Here is a 14,824-nt window from a genome sequence, read left to right as displayed (position 1 = left end):
CTGGGGTTAAGGGTACAGATGTTCCCCTTCAAGAAACGTTTTAAAATGGGGCCATGGCTCAAATGCGGCAGGACGCGGTGGGCGAGCAGGTCGCATTTGCCCACATGCGGGTAACCTGACAGGATGAAAGCCTCAATTCCCGCCGCCTGACGGGCCCGCAACTTGGCCACACCTAAAGGGGCCTGATCTATCCGCCCCGTCGATGATATCGCATGGGTTTTATCGATTTTCCTTTTACCCCCGCGCGCCGGTCTAATGCGGACCCAAAACGGGAGGATAAGGATACCAAATGGCCCGCACCTTCATCGACATCTCCGTCACCCTCGACAACGACGTGGTGGCCGATCCGCCCTTCATGCGCCCGCACATCGAGTACCAGACACACAAGGACACGCTGCATGAGCTGACGATGTTCTTCCCCGAGTTGGACCCCAACGACATGCCGGACGCGGAATTCGCGGCGGCCGAGACCGTGCGTCTGTCCACCCACAACGGTACCCATCTGGACGCGCCCTGGCACTACGCTTCCACCATGAACAAGGGGGAGCGGGCGATCACCATCGATGAGGTGCCGCTGGAGTGGTGCTTCAATCCCGGGGTCAAGCTGGACTTCCGTCACCTGCCTGATGGCCATGTGGTCAGTGCCGCCGAAGTGGCGGCGGAACTGGCGCGCATCGGCCACACCTTGCGGCCGCTGGACATTGTCCTGGTCAACACCCGCGCCGGCTCGCGTTACGGCCATGCCGACTTCCTGGGCGCCGGCTGTGGCATGGGGCGGGAGGCGACGCTGTACCTGACGGAGCGGGGCGTGCGCGTCACCGGCACCGACGCGTGGAGTTGGGACGCCCCCTTCCCCCACACCGCCAAGAAGTTCGCCGTGACCAAGGACGTGGGCCTGATCTGGGAAGGCCACAAGGCCGGCCGCGACATCGGCTATTGCCATCTGGAGAAGCTGTACAATCTGGAAGCGCTGCCCCCCACCGGCTTCACCGTCAGCTGCTTCCCGGCCAAGATCAAGGGGGCGTCGGCCGGCTGGACCCGCGCGGTGGCCATCATCGACGCCTGAAGGCGGACGGCTTGGCGCGCCACAACCTAAATAAGAATTTTTTCCGACTCTGCCCTTTTTTGAATTGACGATTGGTGCATTGCGGCACACCTTATGCGTGCCCTATCGCAAATGCGAACAATTTAATGCCGCACGCCGCGGCTCGCATCGTCTTGGGCCTCAACCCTTTGGAAAATGGAGATCGGAATGGCCGGCGTGACTGAATTCACCAACACCCGCATCTCGGGCCACGGCGCCAACATCGCTGGTGGCATCGGCAGCTATGTCTGGGGCGGGCCGTCCCCCAACGTCACCGTCTTCGCCGTCACGGGCCAGGGCTTGTCGAAGGGGGAGGAGTACATCATCACCGCCACCGTTCTGCTGGGGCCGCAGTTGCCTGTTCCCTTCATCGTCACCTACACGGGTCAGATGGCTGGCGCGCCGGCCATCGCCACGTTCCAGGCGGTCTGACCGTCCGCATGGTCTTTGGGCTTAAGGACAGGGCGGTGCCGGCGAGCGCCGCCCTGTTCGTTCAGGCCCGCAGGTAACGGCTCGGCGGCACGCCCAGCAGGCGCTTGAACATGCTGGTGAAGGCGGCCGGGCTGTCATAACCCAGATCCAGCGCCACGGTGGTCACCGCGTTCCCCGCCGCCAGCCGGGGCAAGGCCGCGAACAGGCAGGCCTGCTGGCGCCAGGCGGCGAAGCTGAGGCCGGTCTCGCGGCGGAATTGGCGGGTGAAGGCGCGGCGGCTCATGCCCAGGTCGTTGGCCCAGCCATCGATGGTGGCATGCGGGTCGGGGTCGGTCACGAAGGCGCGGCAGCGCGCCGCCAGCCGCGCATCGTTGGGCAGGGGCATGGACAGCGGCAGCACCGGTAGCGCCGCCAGTTCATGCAGCAGCAGGGCCATGATCATGCCGCCCCTGCTGTCCGTCGGCGCGTCATCGACCGGTAGCTCCGCCGCCTCCATCAGCAGGGCATGCACCAGCGGCGTGACACCCACCACCTGGCAGCGACCCCCGCCAGGGTCCAGCGTGTCGGGTCCGCGCGCCGCCGGCAGCACGGCCGGGTCGATGTACAGGCTGCGCATGGCGGCGGGGCCCACCACCACCGCCACCTCATGCACCACGCCGGCCGGGATCCACACCGCCCGCTCCGCCGGCACCATCCACGAGCCTTGCGCCGTCGCCACCGTCATGACGCCCCGGATGCCATACAGCAGCTGGCAGCGGCGGTGCTGGTGCGGCGGCAGCACATGCCCCGGTGGATAGTCGTTGCCCAGGGCGAAGATCGGCTGGGGTGCTGTCTCATAGACCTGGGAGCGGACGTCGCGGACCATAGATGCGTCTCTCTTTGTTGGCCCGCTTCCGCAATAATTTGGCCTAAAGACGAAAGCAGGCCGCCGGCATGCGCGCTAGCTTGTCCATCAGCCGCCGAAATGCAAGGGGGCTGGTTGGGAAATCGGGAGATCGCGGCGCCACGCGGCCCCCTGTGGTGGGAGTGTCACCGGTGAGTCAGGCTGAAAGCGTGGGTGCGGCGGCACCATCCCCCGTTGTCCAGGCCACGACCAAGGTCGGAGGCACCGTGTTCTCGGTGCTGGGGGCCATCAGCTTCTGCCATCTGCTGAACGACATGATGCAGTCCATGCTGCCGGCCATCTACCCCATGCTGAAGGGCAGCTTCGACCTCAGCTTCAGCCAGGTGGGCCTGGTGACCCTGGTCTACCAGATCACCGCCTCGCTGCTGCAGCCGTTGATCGGCCTTTACACCGACGCCAAGCCCAAGCCCTATTCCCTGTCGATCGGCATGGGCTTCACCCTGGTGGGCCTGGTGCTGCTGGCGACGGCGCCCAGCTTTGCCCTGGTGCTGGCGGCGGCGGCCCTGGTGGGCACCGGTTCCTCCGTCTTCCATCCTAAATCCTCGCGCGTGGCCCGCATGGCCTCGGGCGGGCGGCACGGCCTGGCGCAGTCGCTGTTTCAGGTGGGCGGCAACGCCGGTTCCGCCTTGGGGCCCCTGCTGGCCGCCTTCATCATCGTGCCGCACGGCCGGGACAGCATCGCCTGGTTCTCCCTGGCCGCTTTCCTGGGCATGATCGTCCTAGCCAGGATCGGCCTGTGGTACAAGCGCAACGCCAAGCCCAAGGCCGCCAAGGCGGTGAAGGAGGATCTGACCGGCCTGACGCCGCGCCAAGTGGGGCTGGCCTTCGCCATCCTGCTGGCGCTGATCTTCTCCAAGTATGTCTACCTGGCCAGCATCACCAGCTACTTCACCTTCTATCTCATCCAGACCTTCGGCGTTTCGGTGAAGGCGGCGCAGTTGCACCTGTTCATCTTCCTGGGCGCCGCCGCCGTGGGCACCATCGCCGGCGGGCCCATCGGCGACCGCTTCGGGCGCAAGCATGTCATCTGGTGGTCCATCCTGGGCGTGCTGCCCTTCACCCTGATCCTGCCCTACGCCAACCTGTTCTGGACCAGCGTGCTCAGCGGTGTCATCGGCGTCTGCCTGGCCTCCGCCTTCCCGGCCATCGTCGTCTATGCCCAGGAGCTGATGCCGGGCAAGGTCGGCACCGTGGCCGGCCTGTTCTTCGGCCTGGCCTTCGGGGTGGCCGGTGTGGCCGCCGCGGCCCTGGGCTGGTTGGCCGACCTGACCAGCATCACCACCGTTTACAAAATCTGCGCCTACCTGCCGGCCCTGGGCATCCTGACGGTATTCCTGCCGGATATCGAAGGGGCGATGAAGCGGGCGGGCCAGGCGGGGTAAGGGATTACGGTGTCTTGGCGCGCTCTATGAAATAGTCCTCGCCCTCATAGAGATAAATGGCCTTATCGTCGCCCAGGAACAATACTCGGCCGACGGGACCTTTGTCACAAGCAAGCCGCGCATCAATGACTGACCCCTTCTGAGGAATAAGATTCTTGGCGCTCTTGGGCAAGTTGCTACCAAAGAGTTTCATGACTTGGTCGCCGGGTATGGCCCGGTTGGGATAAGAGGCATTGGCGCAGGTGATTGAGAATGGATCCGTGAACGACGTCGGAGCGAAGGTGAATTTCGTCCCCACCTCTTCCGGGCGCCGACCTGCGCAGTCCCTGCAGAGGACCTTGGTGACCGTCCATGTCCCGAACATCTCGGGCGTACCTTGAGGATTCCCCATCGGAATGGCGTCTACATTTACGGCCGCATTGCCGACCGATGCTGAAATGCCGACCAGAAAGGCGATCGTGGGCGCGAGCTTCATTGCGTGGGTCCTATGTAGCGGTAAAATTCTTTGGTACGGGGCCACCACCAAGTGTCGGGCACATGAACCCTGCCGACGCCGCTGCTTTGCATACCGATAAACTCGGAAGCGGACACCATTATGGCAACGTGTCCGGGGTAATTCCCCTTACGACCTTTCTTGACCTCATAAGGCACCGGGCCCGGCGGGAAATAAACAATATCACCGGCTTCCGGTGCGCCCAGCACCGGCTGGAAGCGAAGGCGGTCCGCAGCAATGGCGCCGGACGCTTCGCGGTCAAAGTGTGGATTCACAGTTCTGATGACAAGCCAGACGAAGTAGGAACAGTCGAAGGCCCGATCTGATACGGGAGGGCTGGCATAGCGCGCCTCACCGTAGGTGATGAGGAAATTCTCGGCTGAAGCGGCTAGCTTGGCTCCGGTGGACGGCGGCAGCATCTGATCCATGGCGTTTTCACGACGGGCGGTTGATCCAGGCGGCAACAATGGTTGTATTGGATGCGCCATCTTCAAGGGCAGCGGCCGTGAAAAATCGCCCTATTCAGGTGCCCGCCAGGTCCTCCTCGACACCCCTCCCTGGGTCTGGCATGTCGTGCTGCCGCGACCAGATTGAACGATGCCTTGTTTCGATGTCATGATGATGGGGATGTATGCCTTATTTCATAAGCGCAGGATTTCATGCTGACCCTTGACATCCGTGGCGCGGACATCGATGGGGACCAGGTGACCTGCACAGGCATGCAAGTGGCATCCATCTTGGATTTTATTGCCACGCTGCCGGAGTTGGGCATAGGCACCTGGTATGCGGGCGCGGTGGAGGGTCTTGGCAAACGGTTGGAAGACTACGAGGAACCAGCGCCGCGTCTGGTGCCCGCCTTATCCGATCTGCTGCAGCGCATTCGGGGTATCCCCCAACTTCTGGATGGAGTCTTCGCCTGGGTTCCGGGTCAAGAAACACCGCGTGTGGAAGCTAAGAACTTCACCGCTGATGGGCCGATGGCCCCGCTCGTGCTCAATGCGCTGGTGGAGATCTGGGCCTTCGATACGAGTTACATTGAAGTCTATACGGAGAGAACGAGCATCATTGCGGCCATACAGGATCGGTTCATGGGTAATGCCCGCGCTGACGAATGCTCTGAAAACTAACAGCGGGACCCATAGAAAAAGGGCCACCCCCACGGACGGCCCCCTCTCCATTTGCTTTTAGCTGACACCGGGCCTTACTTGGCCTCGGCCGTCCAGGTGTTCAGCCAGCCCAGCACCTCCTGGTGCCACTGGACGGAGTTCTGGGGCTTCAGCACCCAGTGGTTCTCGTCGGCAAAGTACACCAGCTTGCTAGGCACGCCCTTGCGCTGCAGGGCGGTAAAGGCGCCCAGGCCCTGTTCGAAGGGGATGCGGAAGTCGCGGCCGCCGTGGATGATCAGCTGTGGCTTGGTCCACTGGTCGACGTGGTTGACGGGGTTGAAGCGCTCATACCCGGCGGGGTTTTCCCAGACCTTGCCGCCGTTTTCCCACTCACTGAACCACAGTTCCTCGGTGGAATAGCCCATCATGCGGTTGTCGAAGACGCCGTCATGGTTGACCAGGCACTTCCACGGGCCATTCCAGTTGCCGGCGATCCAGTTGATCATAAAGCCGCCGTAGCTGGCGCCCAGCGCGCAGGCCCGGTCGCCATTCAGGAAGGGGTACTTGGCCAGCGCCGCGGCCCAGCCCTTCTGCAGGTCTTCCAGCGGGCGGTCGCCCCAATGCTGGCTGATGGCGTCGGTGAAGGCCTGGCCATAGCCGGTGGAGCCGTGGAAGTCGATCATGACCACGGCATAGCCGGCACCGGTGTAGGCCTGCGGGTTCCAGCGGAAGCTCCAGGCGTTGCCGAAGGAACCCTGGGGGCCGCCATGAATGATGAAGGCCACCGGGTACTTGTGGCCTTCCTGGTAGTTGGCCGGCTTCACGACATAGCCGTGCACCGTCTCGTTGTTCCAGCCGGGGAAGCTGAACTGTTCATAGGCGCCCAGGGTGACGCCGGCGAGCTTGTCGGCGCCCACATGGGTCAGCTGCTCCGCCTTGCCGCCCTTCAGCGACACCTTGTAGGCCTGCGATGGGCCGGACAAGCTGTCGGCCATGTAGACCACGCCCTTGTCGCCGCCCTTCACCAGGTCGATGGCCGTCACGTGGCCCTCGCCCGTCAGCGCCTTCACGGCACCCGACTTCACGTCGACGGAGAACAGCTTGGACTGGCCTACGTCGTAGGCCGTGGTCAGCAGGGTGCGGCCATCGGCGGTCCAGGCCAGCGTGTCGGCGGAACGGTCCCAGCTGGGATCGATCTCGCGCGTCTCGCCGCTCTTCAGGTCGCGGACCAGGATGCCGAAGCGGTCGGCCTCGAAGGTCGGCCGCTTCATGGCGCGCCAGGCCAGCTTGGACCCATCGGGGCTGAACACCGGCCCCGTGTCCATGGCGGCGTTGCCGGCCGTCAGGTTGACGGGGGCGGCGCTGCCGTCCATGGGCACCTGCCACAGGTCCAGGTTGGTGCTCCACGGTTCCGTCCGGCCGGCCAGGCGGGCGGTGAAGACCACCGTCTTGCCATCCGGGCTGATGGTGATTTCGCTGTCGTCGCCGAAGGGCTTGCCCGGCGCGTCGCCGTCGAAGCCCTTCATCAGCGGCACGGGGGCGCCGGTGGCCACCCCCTCACCGTTCAGCGCCAGGGCGAACAGGTGGTTGCGGGTGCCGTCGGCCCATTCGTCCCAGTGGCGGACGAAGACCTTGTCGAACACCACGCCGCTGGACTTCGCGATCTGCGCCGGCTTGGCCGGCTTGTCACCCGTCTCGGTGCCGGGGAACACGGCCATGGAGACGACGACGTGCTGGCCGTCGGGCGCCAGGTTGAAGCTGCCCACGTCCAGCGGCAAGGTCGTCACCTGCGTGGCTTGCGCGCCGCTGGCGTCCGTCTTCCACACCTGCTGGCTGCCGGAGCGGCCGGAGAGGAAATAGAGGCTCTTGCCGTCGGCCGACCAGCGCGGGTTGGTGGCGCCGCCCTCGGAAATGGCCAGGCGGTGGCCGTCACCCTGGGAGTCCAGTTCCTTGAGCCACAGGGAATGGCTGGACTTGTTGTTGTCGTAGTCGACGGTGCGCACGTCGAATACCAGATGGCGGCCATCGGGCGACACCCGCGCGTCGCTGGCGCGGTCCATCGTCGCCAGTTCCATCGGCGTCAGGCCGTGCGTGGCCTCCGCCGCCATGGCCACAGGCGAAACGGTGACGGCCAGGGCCAACGCCAACGGCGCGCCCAGGGCGTACAGGGAACGGTTCATCCAAGCTCTCCGAAAGGCAGGAACCCCATCGGCCTTGCGGCCGCTTGGACGCCGTCATAGCGCAATTCGCCGCTGTCGCCTACGCCGCTTGACGGAACAAGACCGGCCGCCGCCCGGTCGCGGCGGAAAAGGTGACAGCCCCCTCCCCGCCGTGGCGGAAAAACCGCCGGCGGTGCGTCACCCGTCCCTTCCCCAACTTAAGACCTGACCTGCGCACGGTGGCGGGGATGCTGGTGTTTCAAGCCGTTCCCCTTCCCGGTGATGGTTTGATCCGGCGGTTGGCACAGCTTCTGCTAGTATCGGCGCCAGTTCCAAGACGACCAGGAACCGCCGGCGCTGATCGGCGGCCATTGGATACCAAAGCCCGGGAGGCATCTTAGATGAAGTCCAAGAAGACCCTGTCCCAAAAGACCTTGCTGGCCGCCCTTCTCACCGCGTCCGCCCTGTCGCTGTCGGCCTTGCCGGCCGCGGCCGAGGATGTGGTGCGGTTGGGCAACCTGAAGCTGGCCCACTTCGGCGCCGTGTCCTACACCCAGATGCTGACCGACTGCGGCATCAAGGTGGAGGAGCGGATCTTCGCCAAGGGCCCCGACATCATGCAGGCCATGGTGGCCGGTGAGCTGGACGTGGGCGCCACCGCGTCCGAGGCCGCCATCTCCGGCCGCGCCGCCGGCGCCCCCATCTACATCGTCGCCGGCTTCGCCAAGGGCGGTGCCCGCCTGGTGGCGGCCCCCGAGGCCAAGGTGGCCAAGGTCACCGACCTGAAGGGCAAGAAGGTGGGTGTGACCCGCGGCGGTATCCAGGAGGTGCTGCTGGCCGCCGAGCTGGCGCAGAACAACCTCACCTGGTCCGACCAGCCGGGCAAGGACGTGCAGATCGTCTACCTGAACTATCCGGACCTGAACCAAGCCCTGATGCTGAAACAGTTGGACGCCATCATGCAAACGGAACCGCAGGGCTCCCAGGCCGTGAACGGTGGCTTCGGCGTCGAGGTGATGAAGCCCTACGATACGGCCATCGGCAGCCCAGTGCGCACCCTGGTGATGTCGGAGGAATTCCACGACAAGCATAAGGCCGTGGCCGAGAAGTTCATGCGTTGCTTCGTGAAGGCCACCAAGACCTTCATCGACAAGCCGGAGGTGGCGTCCAAATATGTGCGCGAGACGCTGTTCAAGAAGCAGCTGACCGAGGCCGACTTCAACAGCGCCATGGGCAACGCCCAGTACAGCTATGACATCGATCCCGCCCAAATCCAGATCACGGCCGAGACCATGGCCAAGTACGGCGTGTCCAAGATGGCCAAGGTGCCGACCGCCACGGACTACGTGAAGCTGGACCTGCTGGCCGACGCCAAGAAGGAATTGGGCATCCAGTAAGGCTCAAGGGCCCGCCGTTCCTGGAAGCGGCGGGCCCTTTTCCGCTTCGCTTCTGTCGCGCTTTCATGGGGAGTACCCGAATGCGGCGTAACACCTGGTTGGCGGCCCTGCAGGGGACCGTCGTGCCGCTCGTGCTGCTTGTCATCTGGCAGGCGGCGTCCAGTTCCGGTCTGGTCAATGCCAAGATCCTGCCTTCGCCCGTGGCGGTGGCCGTGCGCTGGTGGGCCTATCTCGTCCCCGCCGAACCGTTTGATCCCGCCAACGGCGGCTACATCGCCTGGCTGTTTTCCGGTGAGCTGATCACGGACGCCATCGGCAGCCTGTACCGCGTGGTCATGGGCTTCCTGGTGGGCGCGGTCCTGGCCCTGCCGCTGGGCCTGGCCATGGGCGCCAGCCGGGCCGCCTTCCGCTGGCTGAACCCCCTGGTGGAGGTGCTACGGCCCATTCCGCCCATCGCCTACATCCCGCTGTCCATCCTCTGGTTCGGCCTGGGCAATCCGCCGGCCATCTTCCTGATCTCGCTGGGCGCCTTCTTCCCTGTGCTGGTCAACACCATCGCCGGCGTGCGCCAAGTGGACGGCATCTATCTGCGCGCCGCCCGCAATTTGGGCGCCGGGCCGCTGACCATCTTCCGCCGCGTCATGCTGCCCGCCGCCACGCCCTATATCCTGTCGGGCGTGCGCATCGGCATCGGCACCGCCTTCATCGTTGTGATCGTGTCGGAGATGATCGCCGTCAACAACGGCCTAGGCTTCCGCATCCTGGAGGCGCGGGAGTATTTCTGGTCCGACAAGATCATCGCCGGCATGCTGACCATCGGCCTGCTGGGTCTGGCCATCGACAGCGGCGTCACCCGCATCAACAACCATCTGCTGCGCTGGCACCGCGGGCTGGAGCACTGAACCATGTCCGACATCCTGATCAACCACGTCTACAAGCGCTTCGCCGTTCCCGGGAACGAGGTGGTGGCGCTGAAGGACATCAACCTGGACATCGCGTCGGGGGAGTTCGTCTGCCTGCTGGGCCCGTCCGGCTGCGGCAAGTCCACGCTGCTGAACGCCATCGCCGGCTTCTCCCACCCCACGGAGGGCGACATCACCGTGGGCGGCCGCCCGGTGGTGGAACCCGGGCCCGACCGGGGCATGGTGTTCCAGGAATACGCCCTGTTCCCCTGGATGACAGTATTCAAGAACGTCCGCTTCGGGCTGGAGGTCAAGGGCGTGGCCAATGACGTGGCCGATGCCAGGGTGCGCGGGTTGCTGGACATGCTGGGCCTGTCGGAATTCGGTGAGCGCTTCCCCAAGGACCTGTCCGGCGGCATGCGCCAGCGCGTGGCCATCGCCCGCGTCCTGGCGCTGGACAGCCCCGTCCTGCTGATGGATGAGCCATTCGGCGCGCTGGACGCCCTAACCCGCCGGTCCCTGCAGGATGAGTTGCTGAAGATCTGGGCGCGCCTGGGCAAGACCATCGTCTTCGTCACCCATTCCATTGAGGAGGCCATCTACCTGGCCGACCGCATCGTCGTCCTGACCTACCGCCCCGGCACCGTGAAGCGCGACATAAGGGTGGAGATGCCGCGACCGCGCGACGCCGCCTCGCCCGAGTTCAACACCCTGAAGCGCGAACTGTCCCGCCTGGTGTCGGAGGAGCAGCAGCGTCATGAGGCGGCGGAACGCGCTGGCCTCACCACCGACTGACCGACGCCTTGGCCGGCCCTCATCCCCTCATGGCGCGGCTGCGAACCGTTGGCGCCGGCGGCGTATTGGCGCTGCTGCTGGCGGCGGCCGGCGCCGTGGGGATGTGGGTGCTGGTGGTGGGCCATGCCGAGCGGCGGGCGGTGGAGGCGGTGGCCGCCGACGCCCATCACCGGCTGGAGATCTACGCCAACAATCTGGACAGCGCGGTCGAGCGCTTCGACTACCTGCCCTCCGTCGCCGCCCGGGATCCGGCGGTGGCGGCGCTGGCGGCGGCCGGCTTCGGCCACACCGACCCGGCCGAGGTCGACCGGGTGAACCGGTATCTGGAAGCGGTGAACGCAAGCGCCGGATCCGCCGTCCTGTACCTCATGGACGCCGAGGGGCGGACCGTGGCGTCCAGCAACTGGAACCGGCCGGACAGCTACCTGGGCGTGGACTTTTCCTACCGCCCCTATTTCAAGGACGCGCGTGACCAGGGCGTGGGCCGTTTCTATGGCGTGGGCACGGTCACCCGCCTACCCGGCTATTTCATCGCGGCACCGGTGGAGCGCGACGGACGTCGCGTGGGCGTGCTGGCGGTCAAGATCGTGCTGGACGCGCTGGAGGATGGCTGGCGCACCTCCCACGACGCGGTGCTGGTGGCCGACCGTTTCGGTATCGTCTTTTTGTCGTCCAATCCGGAGTGGAAATTCCGCGCCCGCCGGCCGCTGGACCCGGACACCGTGAAATACCTGAATGAGACCCGTGAATATGTCGGGCTGGACCATCCACCCCTGGTGCTGCCCCGCTCCCTCCGGACCCATCCGGATCTGCTGGTGGAACGGGGGCTCAGCCGTTATGGCTGGACCATCGCGCTGGCCGCAGACGCCCACCCCGTGGCCCAGGCCGCCGCCACGGCCCGCATCGGCCTGGCGCTGCTGTTGCTGCTGGCGCTGGCCATTGGCCTGTATGCGCGTCAACGGGTGAAGCGCCTGCGCGAGCAGCAACAGGCACAGGCCGCGCTCGACCGCGCCTACCAGGATTTGGAACGCCAGGTGGAGGCGCGCACCGCGGACCTGCGCGACGCCCAGGCCGAACTGGTGCAGGCCGCCAAGCTGGCCATGATCGGCCAGGTGGCGGCAGGCGTGACCCATGAACTGAACCAGCCGCTGACGGCCTTGCGCGCCCTGGCCGACAACGCCCGCCTGCTGCTGGACCAGGGCCGACAGGCGGAGGTCAGCCAGAACCTAGTCCACATCGCCGGGCTGGTGGACCGCATGGCCAAGATTTCCAGCCAGTTGCGCAATTTTTCCCGGCGCAGCGAGGGGCCGGCCCAGCCTGTCGCCCTGCCCGGCGCGGTGCAGGAGGCTCTGGCCTTGCTGGACCGCCGCCTGAAGGAGGCGCGGGTCCAGGTGACGGTGGACGTGCCGGAGGTGACGGTGGCCTTCGATCCCGTCCGGTTGCAACAGGTACTGGTCAACCTGATCCGCAACGCGGAGGATGCGACGGCCGGGGTGGCCGAACCGCGCATCGCCATCACCGCCACCCCGACCCAGCTGGACCAGCGCGCCGCCGTGCGGGTGACGGTGGCCGACAACGGCCCGGGCCTGGACCCGACGGTGCGCGACCGGCTGTTCGACCCCTTCGTCACCACCAAGCCGGGCGGCCAGGGCCTGGGCCTGGGCCTTGCCATCTCCCTGGCCATCACCCAGGAATATGGCGGGCAGCTGGAGGCCCGCGATGGCGAAAATACCGGGGCCGTCTTCCTGCTGACCCTGCCTTTGACCTCAGTTGAGCGCGATGACGCAAACACTTGATATCGCACCCGTTGTCCTGTTCGTGGATGATGAGGAGATCATCCGCCTGACCGTGCGCCAGACGCTGGAGCTGGCGGGCTTGGCCGTGGCAACCTACCCGACGGCGGAGGCGGCGCTGGCCGATATCTCAGCCGATACTCCGGGCGTCCTGGTGACCGACGTGCGCCTGCCGGGCATGAGCGGGCTGGACCTGCTGTCGCGGGTGCGGGCGCTGGATGCGGAACTGCCGGTGGTGCTGGTGACCGGCCAGGGCGATGTCTCCATGGCGGTGCGCGCCATGCAGGACGGCGCCTACGACTTCATTGAGAAACCCTTCGTCACCGACCATTTCGTGGAGGTGATCCGCCGCGCCCTGGAAAAGCGCGCCCTGGTGCGGGAGAATCGGCGCTTGCGCCAGGCCCTGGACCAGAACGCGGCGGTGGAGAACCATCTGCTGGGCCAAAGCCCGGCCCTGGTGCGCATCCGCCGCCTGGTGGCGGACTTGGCCGGCACGGACGTGGACGTGCTGGTGCTGGGGGAGACGGGCACGGGCAAGGAACAGGTGGCGCGCGCCCTGCACGAGGGCGGTCCCCGGGCCGCGTTTCCCTTCGTCGCCGTGAACTGCGGCGCCATCCCGGACAGCATGTTCGAAAGCGAGATGTTCGGGCATGAGGCCGGTGCCTTCACCGGGGCGGCCAAGCGCCGGGTGGGCAAGATAGAATATGCCCATCGCGGTACCCTGTTCCTGGATGAGATCGAGAGCATGCCACCGGCCCTGCAGGTCAAGCTGCTGCGCGTGCTGCAGGACCGGGCGCTGGAACGGCTGGGCGGCAACGACCGGGTGGCGGTGGATCTGCGCGTGGTGGCGGCCACCAAGGAGAACCTGCTGGATCTCGCCAACGCTGGGCGCTTCCGCGCCGACCTCTATTACCGGCTGAGCGTCGTCACCCTCACCCTGCCGCCCTTGCGTGAGCGGCGGGAGGACATTCCCCTGCTGTTCCAGCACTTCGCTTTGCAGGCGGCGGCCCGCTTCCGCAGGCCTTATGCCGAACCGGTGCCGGCCCTGCTGCGCGCCCTGATGCTGAAGGATTGGCCGGGCAATGTGCGCGAGCTGCGCAACGCCGCCGACCGCCATGTGCTGGGACTGGCGGAAGACGAGGGTCCTGGAACCGACGGCGGCTCCCTGGCCGACATCCTGGATGGGGTGGAGCGGCACCTGATCACCGAGGCCCTTCGTGCCAGTGGCGGCCAGGTGACGCGCGCCGCGGAGACGCTGGGCGTGCCGCGCAAAACGCTATACGACAAGATGAAACGCCTGAATATTGGCGGCGCGGAATGAATTGGGGCACCGAATGAACGCCGATCCCGTGATCCTGACCGTAGCGCCCAACGGCGCCCGCCGGCTGAAGACCGACCACCCGGCCATCCCCCTGGAGCCGGCGGAGATCGCCCAGGATGCCGCCGCCTGCCTGGAGGCGGGCGCCGCCATGATCCACATGCACGTGCGGGACGCCCAGGGGCGCCACCTGCTGGACGCCGATGCCTATGCCGCCGCCACGGCGGCCGTGCGCCAGGCCGTGGGCGATCGCCTGGTCATCCAGGTGACGACGGAGGCCGCCGGCATCTACCACCCGCCCCACCAGATGGCCGTCATCCGCGCCCTGAAGCCGGAGGCGGTGTCCCTGGCCATCCGCGAACTGGCCCCGGACGCCGTGCACGAGAAAGAAGCCGCCGACTTCTTCGCCTGGCTGGCGCGGGAGCGGATCATGGTGCAGACCATCCTCTATTCCCGCGACGACCTGCTGCGCTGGCACGATCTGCGCCGTCGCGGCGTCGTGCCGGAGGTTCCGCATTTCCTGCTGTACGTCCTGGGCCGCTACACCGCCGGGCAAGTCAGCGATCCGCGCGACCTGTTGCCCTTCATGGCGCCCGTCGCCGACGCGGCCGACGACAATACCGGCGACGTGCCCTGGGCCGTCTGTGCCTTCGGCCGGCGGGAGAACGCCTGCGTGTTGACGGCCGCCGGCCTGGGCGGCCACATCCGCGTCGGCTTCGAGAACAACCTGCACTTGCCGGACGGTACCCTCGCCCCCGACAACGCCGCCTTGGTGGCCGCCGCCGCCCAAGGCAGCCGCCTCATGGGCCGCCCGCTGGCCACGGCGGACGGGGTGCGGGCGCGGTTCGGTTGACCCGCACCCTAAATCGCGGTCCTGAAAAAATCATTCGGCATGACCGCCCTCTCCGTCTCTTCCATGATCGCCCGCATGGCGGCGGCGTCGGGGTGGCGCTGGCCGGTGCACCACCGGGCAACGGTGGAACGGCTGCGTCCGATGCGGCGGGCGAATTCGGCGGCGGTGAGGCCGTGCGCCTGGAGATAGTCGGCGAGCGTCATGGG

Annotated in this window: 15 protein-coding genes; 10 read left to right on the top strand and 5 right to left on the bottom strand. The window is 66.3% G+C overall.

Annotated features, from left to right (window positions below; all coding sequences use genetic code 11):
• Positions 1–289: 289 nt before the first annotated feature.
• Both UAA55_RS06530 and UAA55_RS06525 read left to right on the top strand, forming a co-directional pair.
• On the top strand, positions 290–1,066 hold the full coding sequence (locus UAA55_RS06530) for a cyclase family protein (protein WP_322951840.1): 777 nt from the start codon (positions 290–292) through the stop codon (positions 1,064–1,066).
• 186 nt (positions 1,067–1,252) lie between these two features.
• Positions 1,253–1,516, top strand: coding sequence for a hypothetical protein (locus tag UAA55_RS06525; RefSeq protein WP_322951838.1), 264 nt, complete (start codon positions 1,253–1,255; stop codon positions 1,514–1,516).
• Positions 1,517–1,577: 61 nt separating this feature from the next.
• Here UAA55_RS06525 and UAA55_RS06520 read toward each other — a convergent pair whose 3' ends face one another.
• Positions 1,578–2,381 carry an AraC family transcriptional regulator gene (locus tag UAA55_RS06520; RefSeq protein ID WP_322951837.1) on the bottom strand — a complete coding sequence of 268 codons (804 nt, stop codon included), beginning with the start codon at positions 2,379–2,381 and terminating at the stop codon, positions 1,578–1,580.
• Positions 2,382–2,551: 170 nt separating this feature from the next.
• Here UAA55_RS06520 and UAA55_RS06515 point away from each other — a divergent pair, with 170 nt between their 5' ends.
• Entirely contained in the window at positions 2,552–3,802 is a 1,251-nt protein-coding gene (locus UAA55_RS06515) for an MFS transporter (RefSeq protein WP_322951836.1), read from the top strand.
• 4 nt (positions 3,803–3,806) lie between these two features.
• Here UAA55_RS06515 and UAA55_RS06510 read toward each other — a convergent pair whose 3' ends face one another.
• Positions 3,807–4,277, bottom strand: coding sequence for a hypothetical protein (locus UAA55_RS06510; RefSeq protein ID WP_322951835.1), 471 nt, complete (start codon positions 4,275–4,277; stop codon positions 3,807–3,809).
• On the bottom strand, positions 4,274–4,723 hold the full coding sequence (locus tag UAA55_RS06505) for an NlpC/P60 family protein (RefSeq protein WP_322951834.1): 450 nt from the start codon (positions 4,721–4,723) through the stop codon (positions 4,274–4,276). Before UAA55_RS06505 ends, UAA55_RS06510 begins: the two co-directional genes overlap by 4 nt.
• 231 nt (positions 4,724–4,954) lie before the next feature.
• On the opposite strand from UAA55_RS06505, the gene UAA55_RS06500 reads away from it, so the two are divergent.
• The gene (locus UAA55_RS06500; RefSeq protein WP_322951833.1) at positions 4,955–5,422 is read left to right on the top strand and encodes a hypothetical protein; all 468 of its coding nucleotides are present in this window, start codon (positions 4,955–4,957) and stop codon (positions 5,420–5,422) included.
• 74 nt (positions 5,423–5,496) lie between these two features.
• Here the strand turns inward: UAA55_RS06500 and UAA55_RS06495 are convergent, their stop codons facing one another.
• On the bottom strand, positions 5,497–7,581 hold the full coding sequence (locus UAA55_RS06495) for a S9 family peptidase (protein ID WP_322951832.1): 2,085 nt from the start codon (positions 7,579–7,581) through the stop codon (positions 5,497–5,499).
• 380 nt (positions 7,582–7,961) lie between these two features.
• Between UAA55_RS06495 and UAA55_RS06490 the strand changes: the two genes are divergently transcribed.
• From UAA55_RS06490 to UAA55_RS06465, 6 genes are all read left to right on the top strand, one after another.
• Complete coding sequence (locus UAA55_RS06490; protein ID WP_322951831.1) at positions 7,962–8,957, top strand: ABC transporter substrate-binding protein; 996 nt, start codon at positions 7,962–7,964, stop codon at positions 8,955–8,957.
• A gap of 80 nt (positions 8,958–9,037) precedes the next feature.
• Positions 9,038–9,859, top strand: coding sequence for an ABC transporter permease (locus tag UAA55_RS06485; RefSeq protein ID WP_322951830.1), 822 nt, complete (start codon positions 9,038–9,040; stop codon positions 9,857–9,859).
• Between the two features lie 3 nt (positions 9,860–9,862).
• Positions 9,863–10,654 (top strand): ABC transporter ATP-binding protein, encoded by a 792-nt coding sequence (locus UAA55_RS06480; RefSeq protein ID WP_322951829.1) that lies wholly within the window; start codon positions 9,863–9,865, stop codon positions 10,652–10,654.
• Positions 10,655–10,683: 29 nt separating this feature from the next.
• Positions 10,684–12,450: an ATP-binding protein gene (locus tag UAA55_RS06475; protein ID WP_322951828.1), complete on the top strand. Its 1,767-nt coding sequence runs from the start codon at positions 10,684–10,686 to the stop codon at positions 12,448–12,450.
• Complete coding sequence (locus UAA55_RS06470) at positions 12,434–13,768, top strand: sigma-54-dependent transcriptional regulator (protein ID WP_322951827.1); 1,335 nt, start codon at positions 12,434–12,436, stop codon at positions 13,766–13,768. Before UAA55_RS06475 ends, UAA55_RS06470 begins: the two co-directional genes overlap by 17 nt.
• A 13-nt stretch (positions 13,769–13,781) precedes the next feature.
• The gene (locus UAA55_RS06465; protein WP_322951826.1) at positions 13,782–14,618 is read left to right on the top strand and encodes a beta-keto acid cleavage family enzyme; all 837 of its coding nucleotides are present in this window, start codon (positions 13,782–13,784) and stop codon (positions 14,616–14,618) included.
• A gap of 8 nt (positions 14,619–14,626) precedes the next feature.
• Here UAA55_RS06465 and UAA55_RS06460 read toward each other — a convergent pair whose 3' ends face one another.
• Positions 14,627–14,821, bottom strand: coding sequence for a helix-turn-helix domain-containing protein (locus UAA55_RS06460; RefSeq protein ID WP_322951825.1), 195 nt, complete (start codon positions 14,819–14,821; stop codon positions 14,627–14,629).
• Positions 14,822–14,824: the final 3 nt, after the last annotated feature.

The sequence above is a fragment of the Nitrospirillum guanabarense genome, from assembly GCF_034653355.1.
Taxonomy (GTDB): Bacteria; Pseudomonadota; Alphaproteobacteria; order Azospirillales; family Azospirillaceae; genus Nitrospirillum.
Note: the sequence above shows the minus strand (reverse complement) of the source record. Positions and strands in the feature narration are given on the sequence as shown.

What these genes read in the sequence shown, in the direction of transcription:
- UAA55_RS06485 (WP_322951830.1), top strand. Translation starts at nt 9,038, where the DNA reads ATGCGGCGTAACACCTGGTTGGCGGCCCTGCAGGGGACCGTCGTGCCG.
- UAA55_RS06475 (WP_322951828.1), top strand. Translation starts at nt 10,684, where the DNA reads ATGGCGCGGCTGCGAACCGTTGGCGCCGGCGGCGTATTGGCGCTGCTG.
- UAA55_RS06505 (WP_322951834.1), bottom strand. Translation starts at nt 4,723, where the DNA reads ATGGATCAGATGCTGCCGCCGTCCACCGGAGCCAAGCTAGCCGCTTCA.
- UAA55_RS06465 (WP_322951826.1), top strand. Translation starts at nt 13,782, where the DNA reads ATGAACGCCGATCCCGTGATCCTGACCGTAGCGCCCAACGGCGCCCGC.
- UAA55_RS06495 (WP_322951832.1), bottom strand. Translation starts at nt 7,581, where the DNA reads ATGAACCGTTCCCTGTACGCCCTGGGCGCGCCGTTGGCGTTGGCCCTG.
- UAA55_RS06460 (WP_322951825.1), bottom strand. Translation starts at nt 14,821, where the DNA reads ATGACGCTCGCCGACTATCTCCAGGCGCACGGCCTCACCGCCGCCGAA.
- UAA55_RS06470 (WP_322951827.1), top strand. Translation starts at nt 12,434, where the DNA reads ATGACGCAAACACTTGATATCGCACCCGTTGTCCTGTTCGTGGATGAT.
- UAA55_RS06530 (WP_322951840.1), top strand. Translation starts at nt 290, where the DNA reads ATGGCCCGCACCTTCATCGACATCTCCGTCACCCTCGACAACGACGTG.
- UAA55_RS06525 (WP_322951838.1), top strand. Translation starts at nt 1,253, where the DNA reads ATGGCCGGCGTGACTGAATTCACCAACACCCGCATCTCGGGCCACGGC.
- UAA55_RS06520 (WP_322951837.1), bottom strand. Translation starts at nt 2,381, where the DNA reads ATGGTCCGCGACGTCCGCTCCCAGGTCTATGAGACAGCACCCCAGCCG.
- UAA55_RS06480 (WP_322951829.1), top strand. Translation starts at nt 9,863, where the DNA reads ATGTCCGACATCCTGATCAACCACGTCTACAAGCGCTTCGCCGTTCCC.
- UAA55_RS06510 (WP_322951835.1), bottom strand. Translation starts at nt 4,277, where the DNA reads ATGAAGCTCGCGCCCACGATCGCCTTTCTGGTCGGCATTTCAGCATCG.
- UAA55_RS06490 (WP_322951831.1), top strand. Translation starts at nt 7,962, where the DNA reads ATGAAGTCCAAGAAGACCCTGTCCCAAAAGACCTTGCTGGCCGCCCTT.
- UAA55_RS06500 (WP_322951833.1), top strand. Translation starts at nt 4,955, where the DNA reads ATGCTGACCCTTGACATCCGTGGCGCGGACATCGATGGGGACCAGGTG.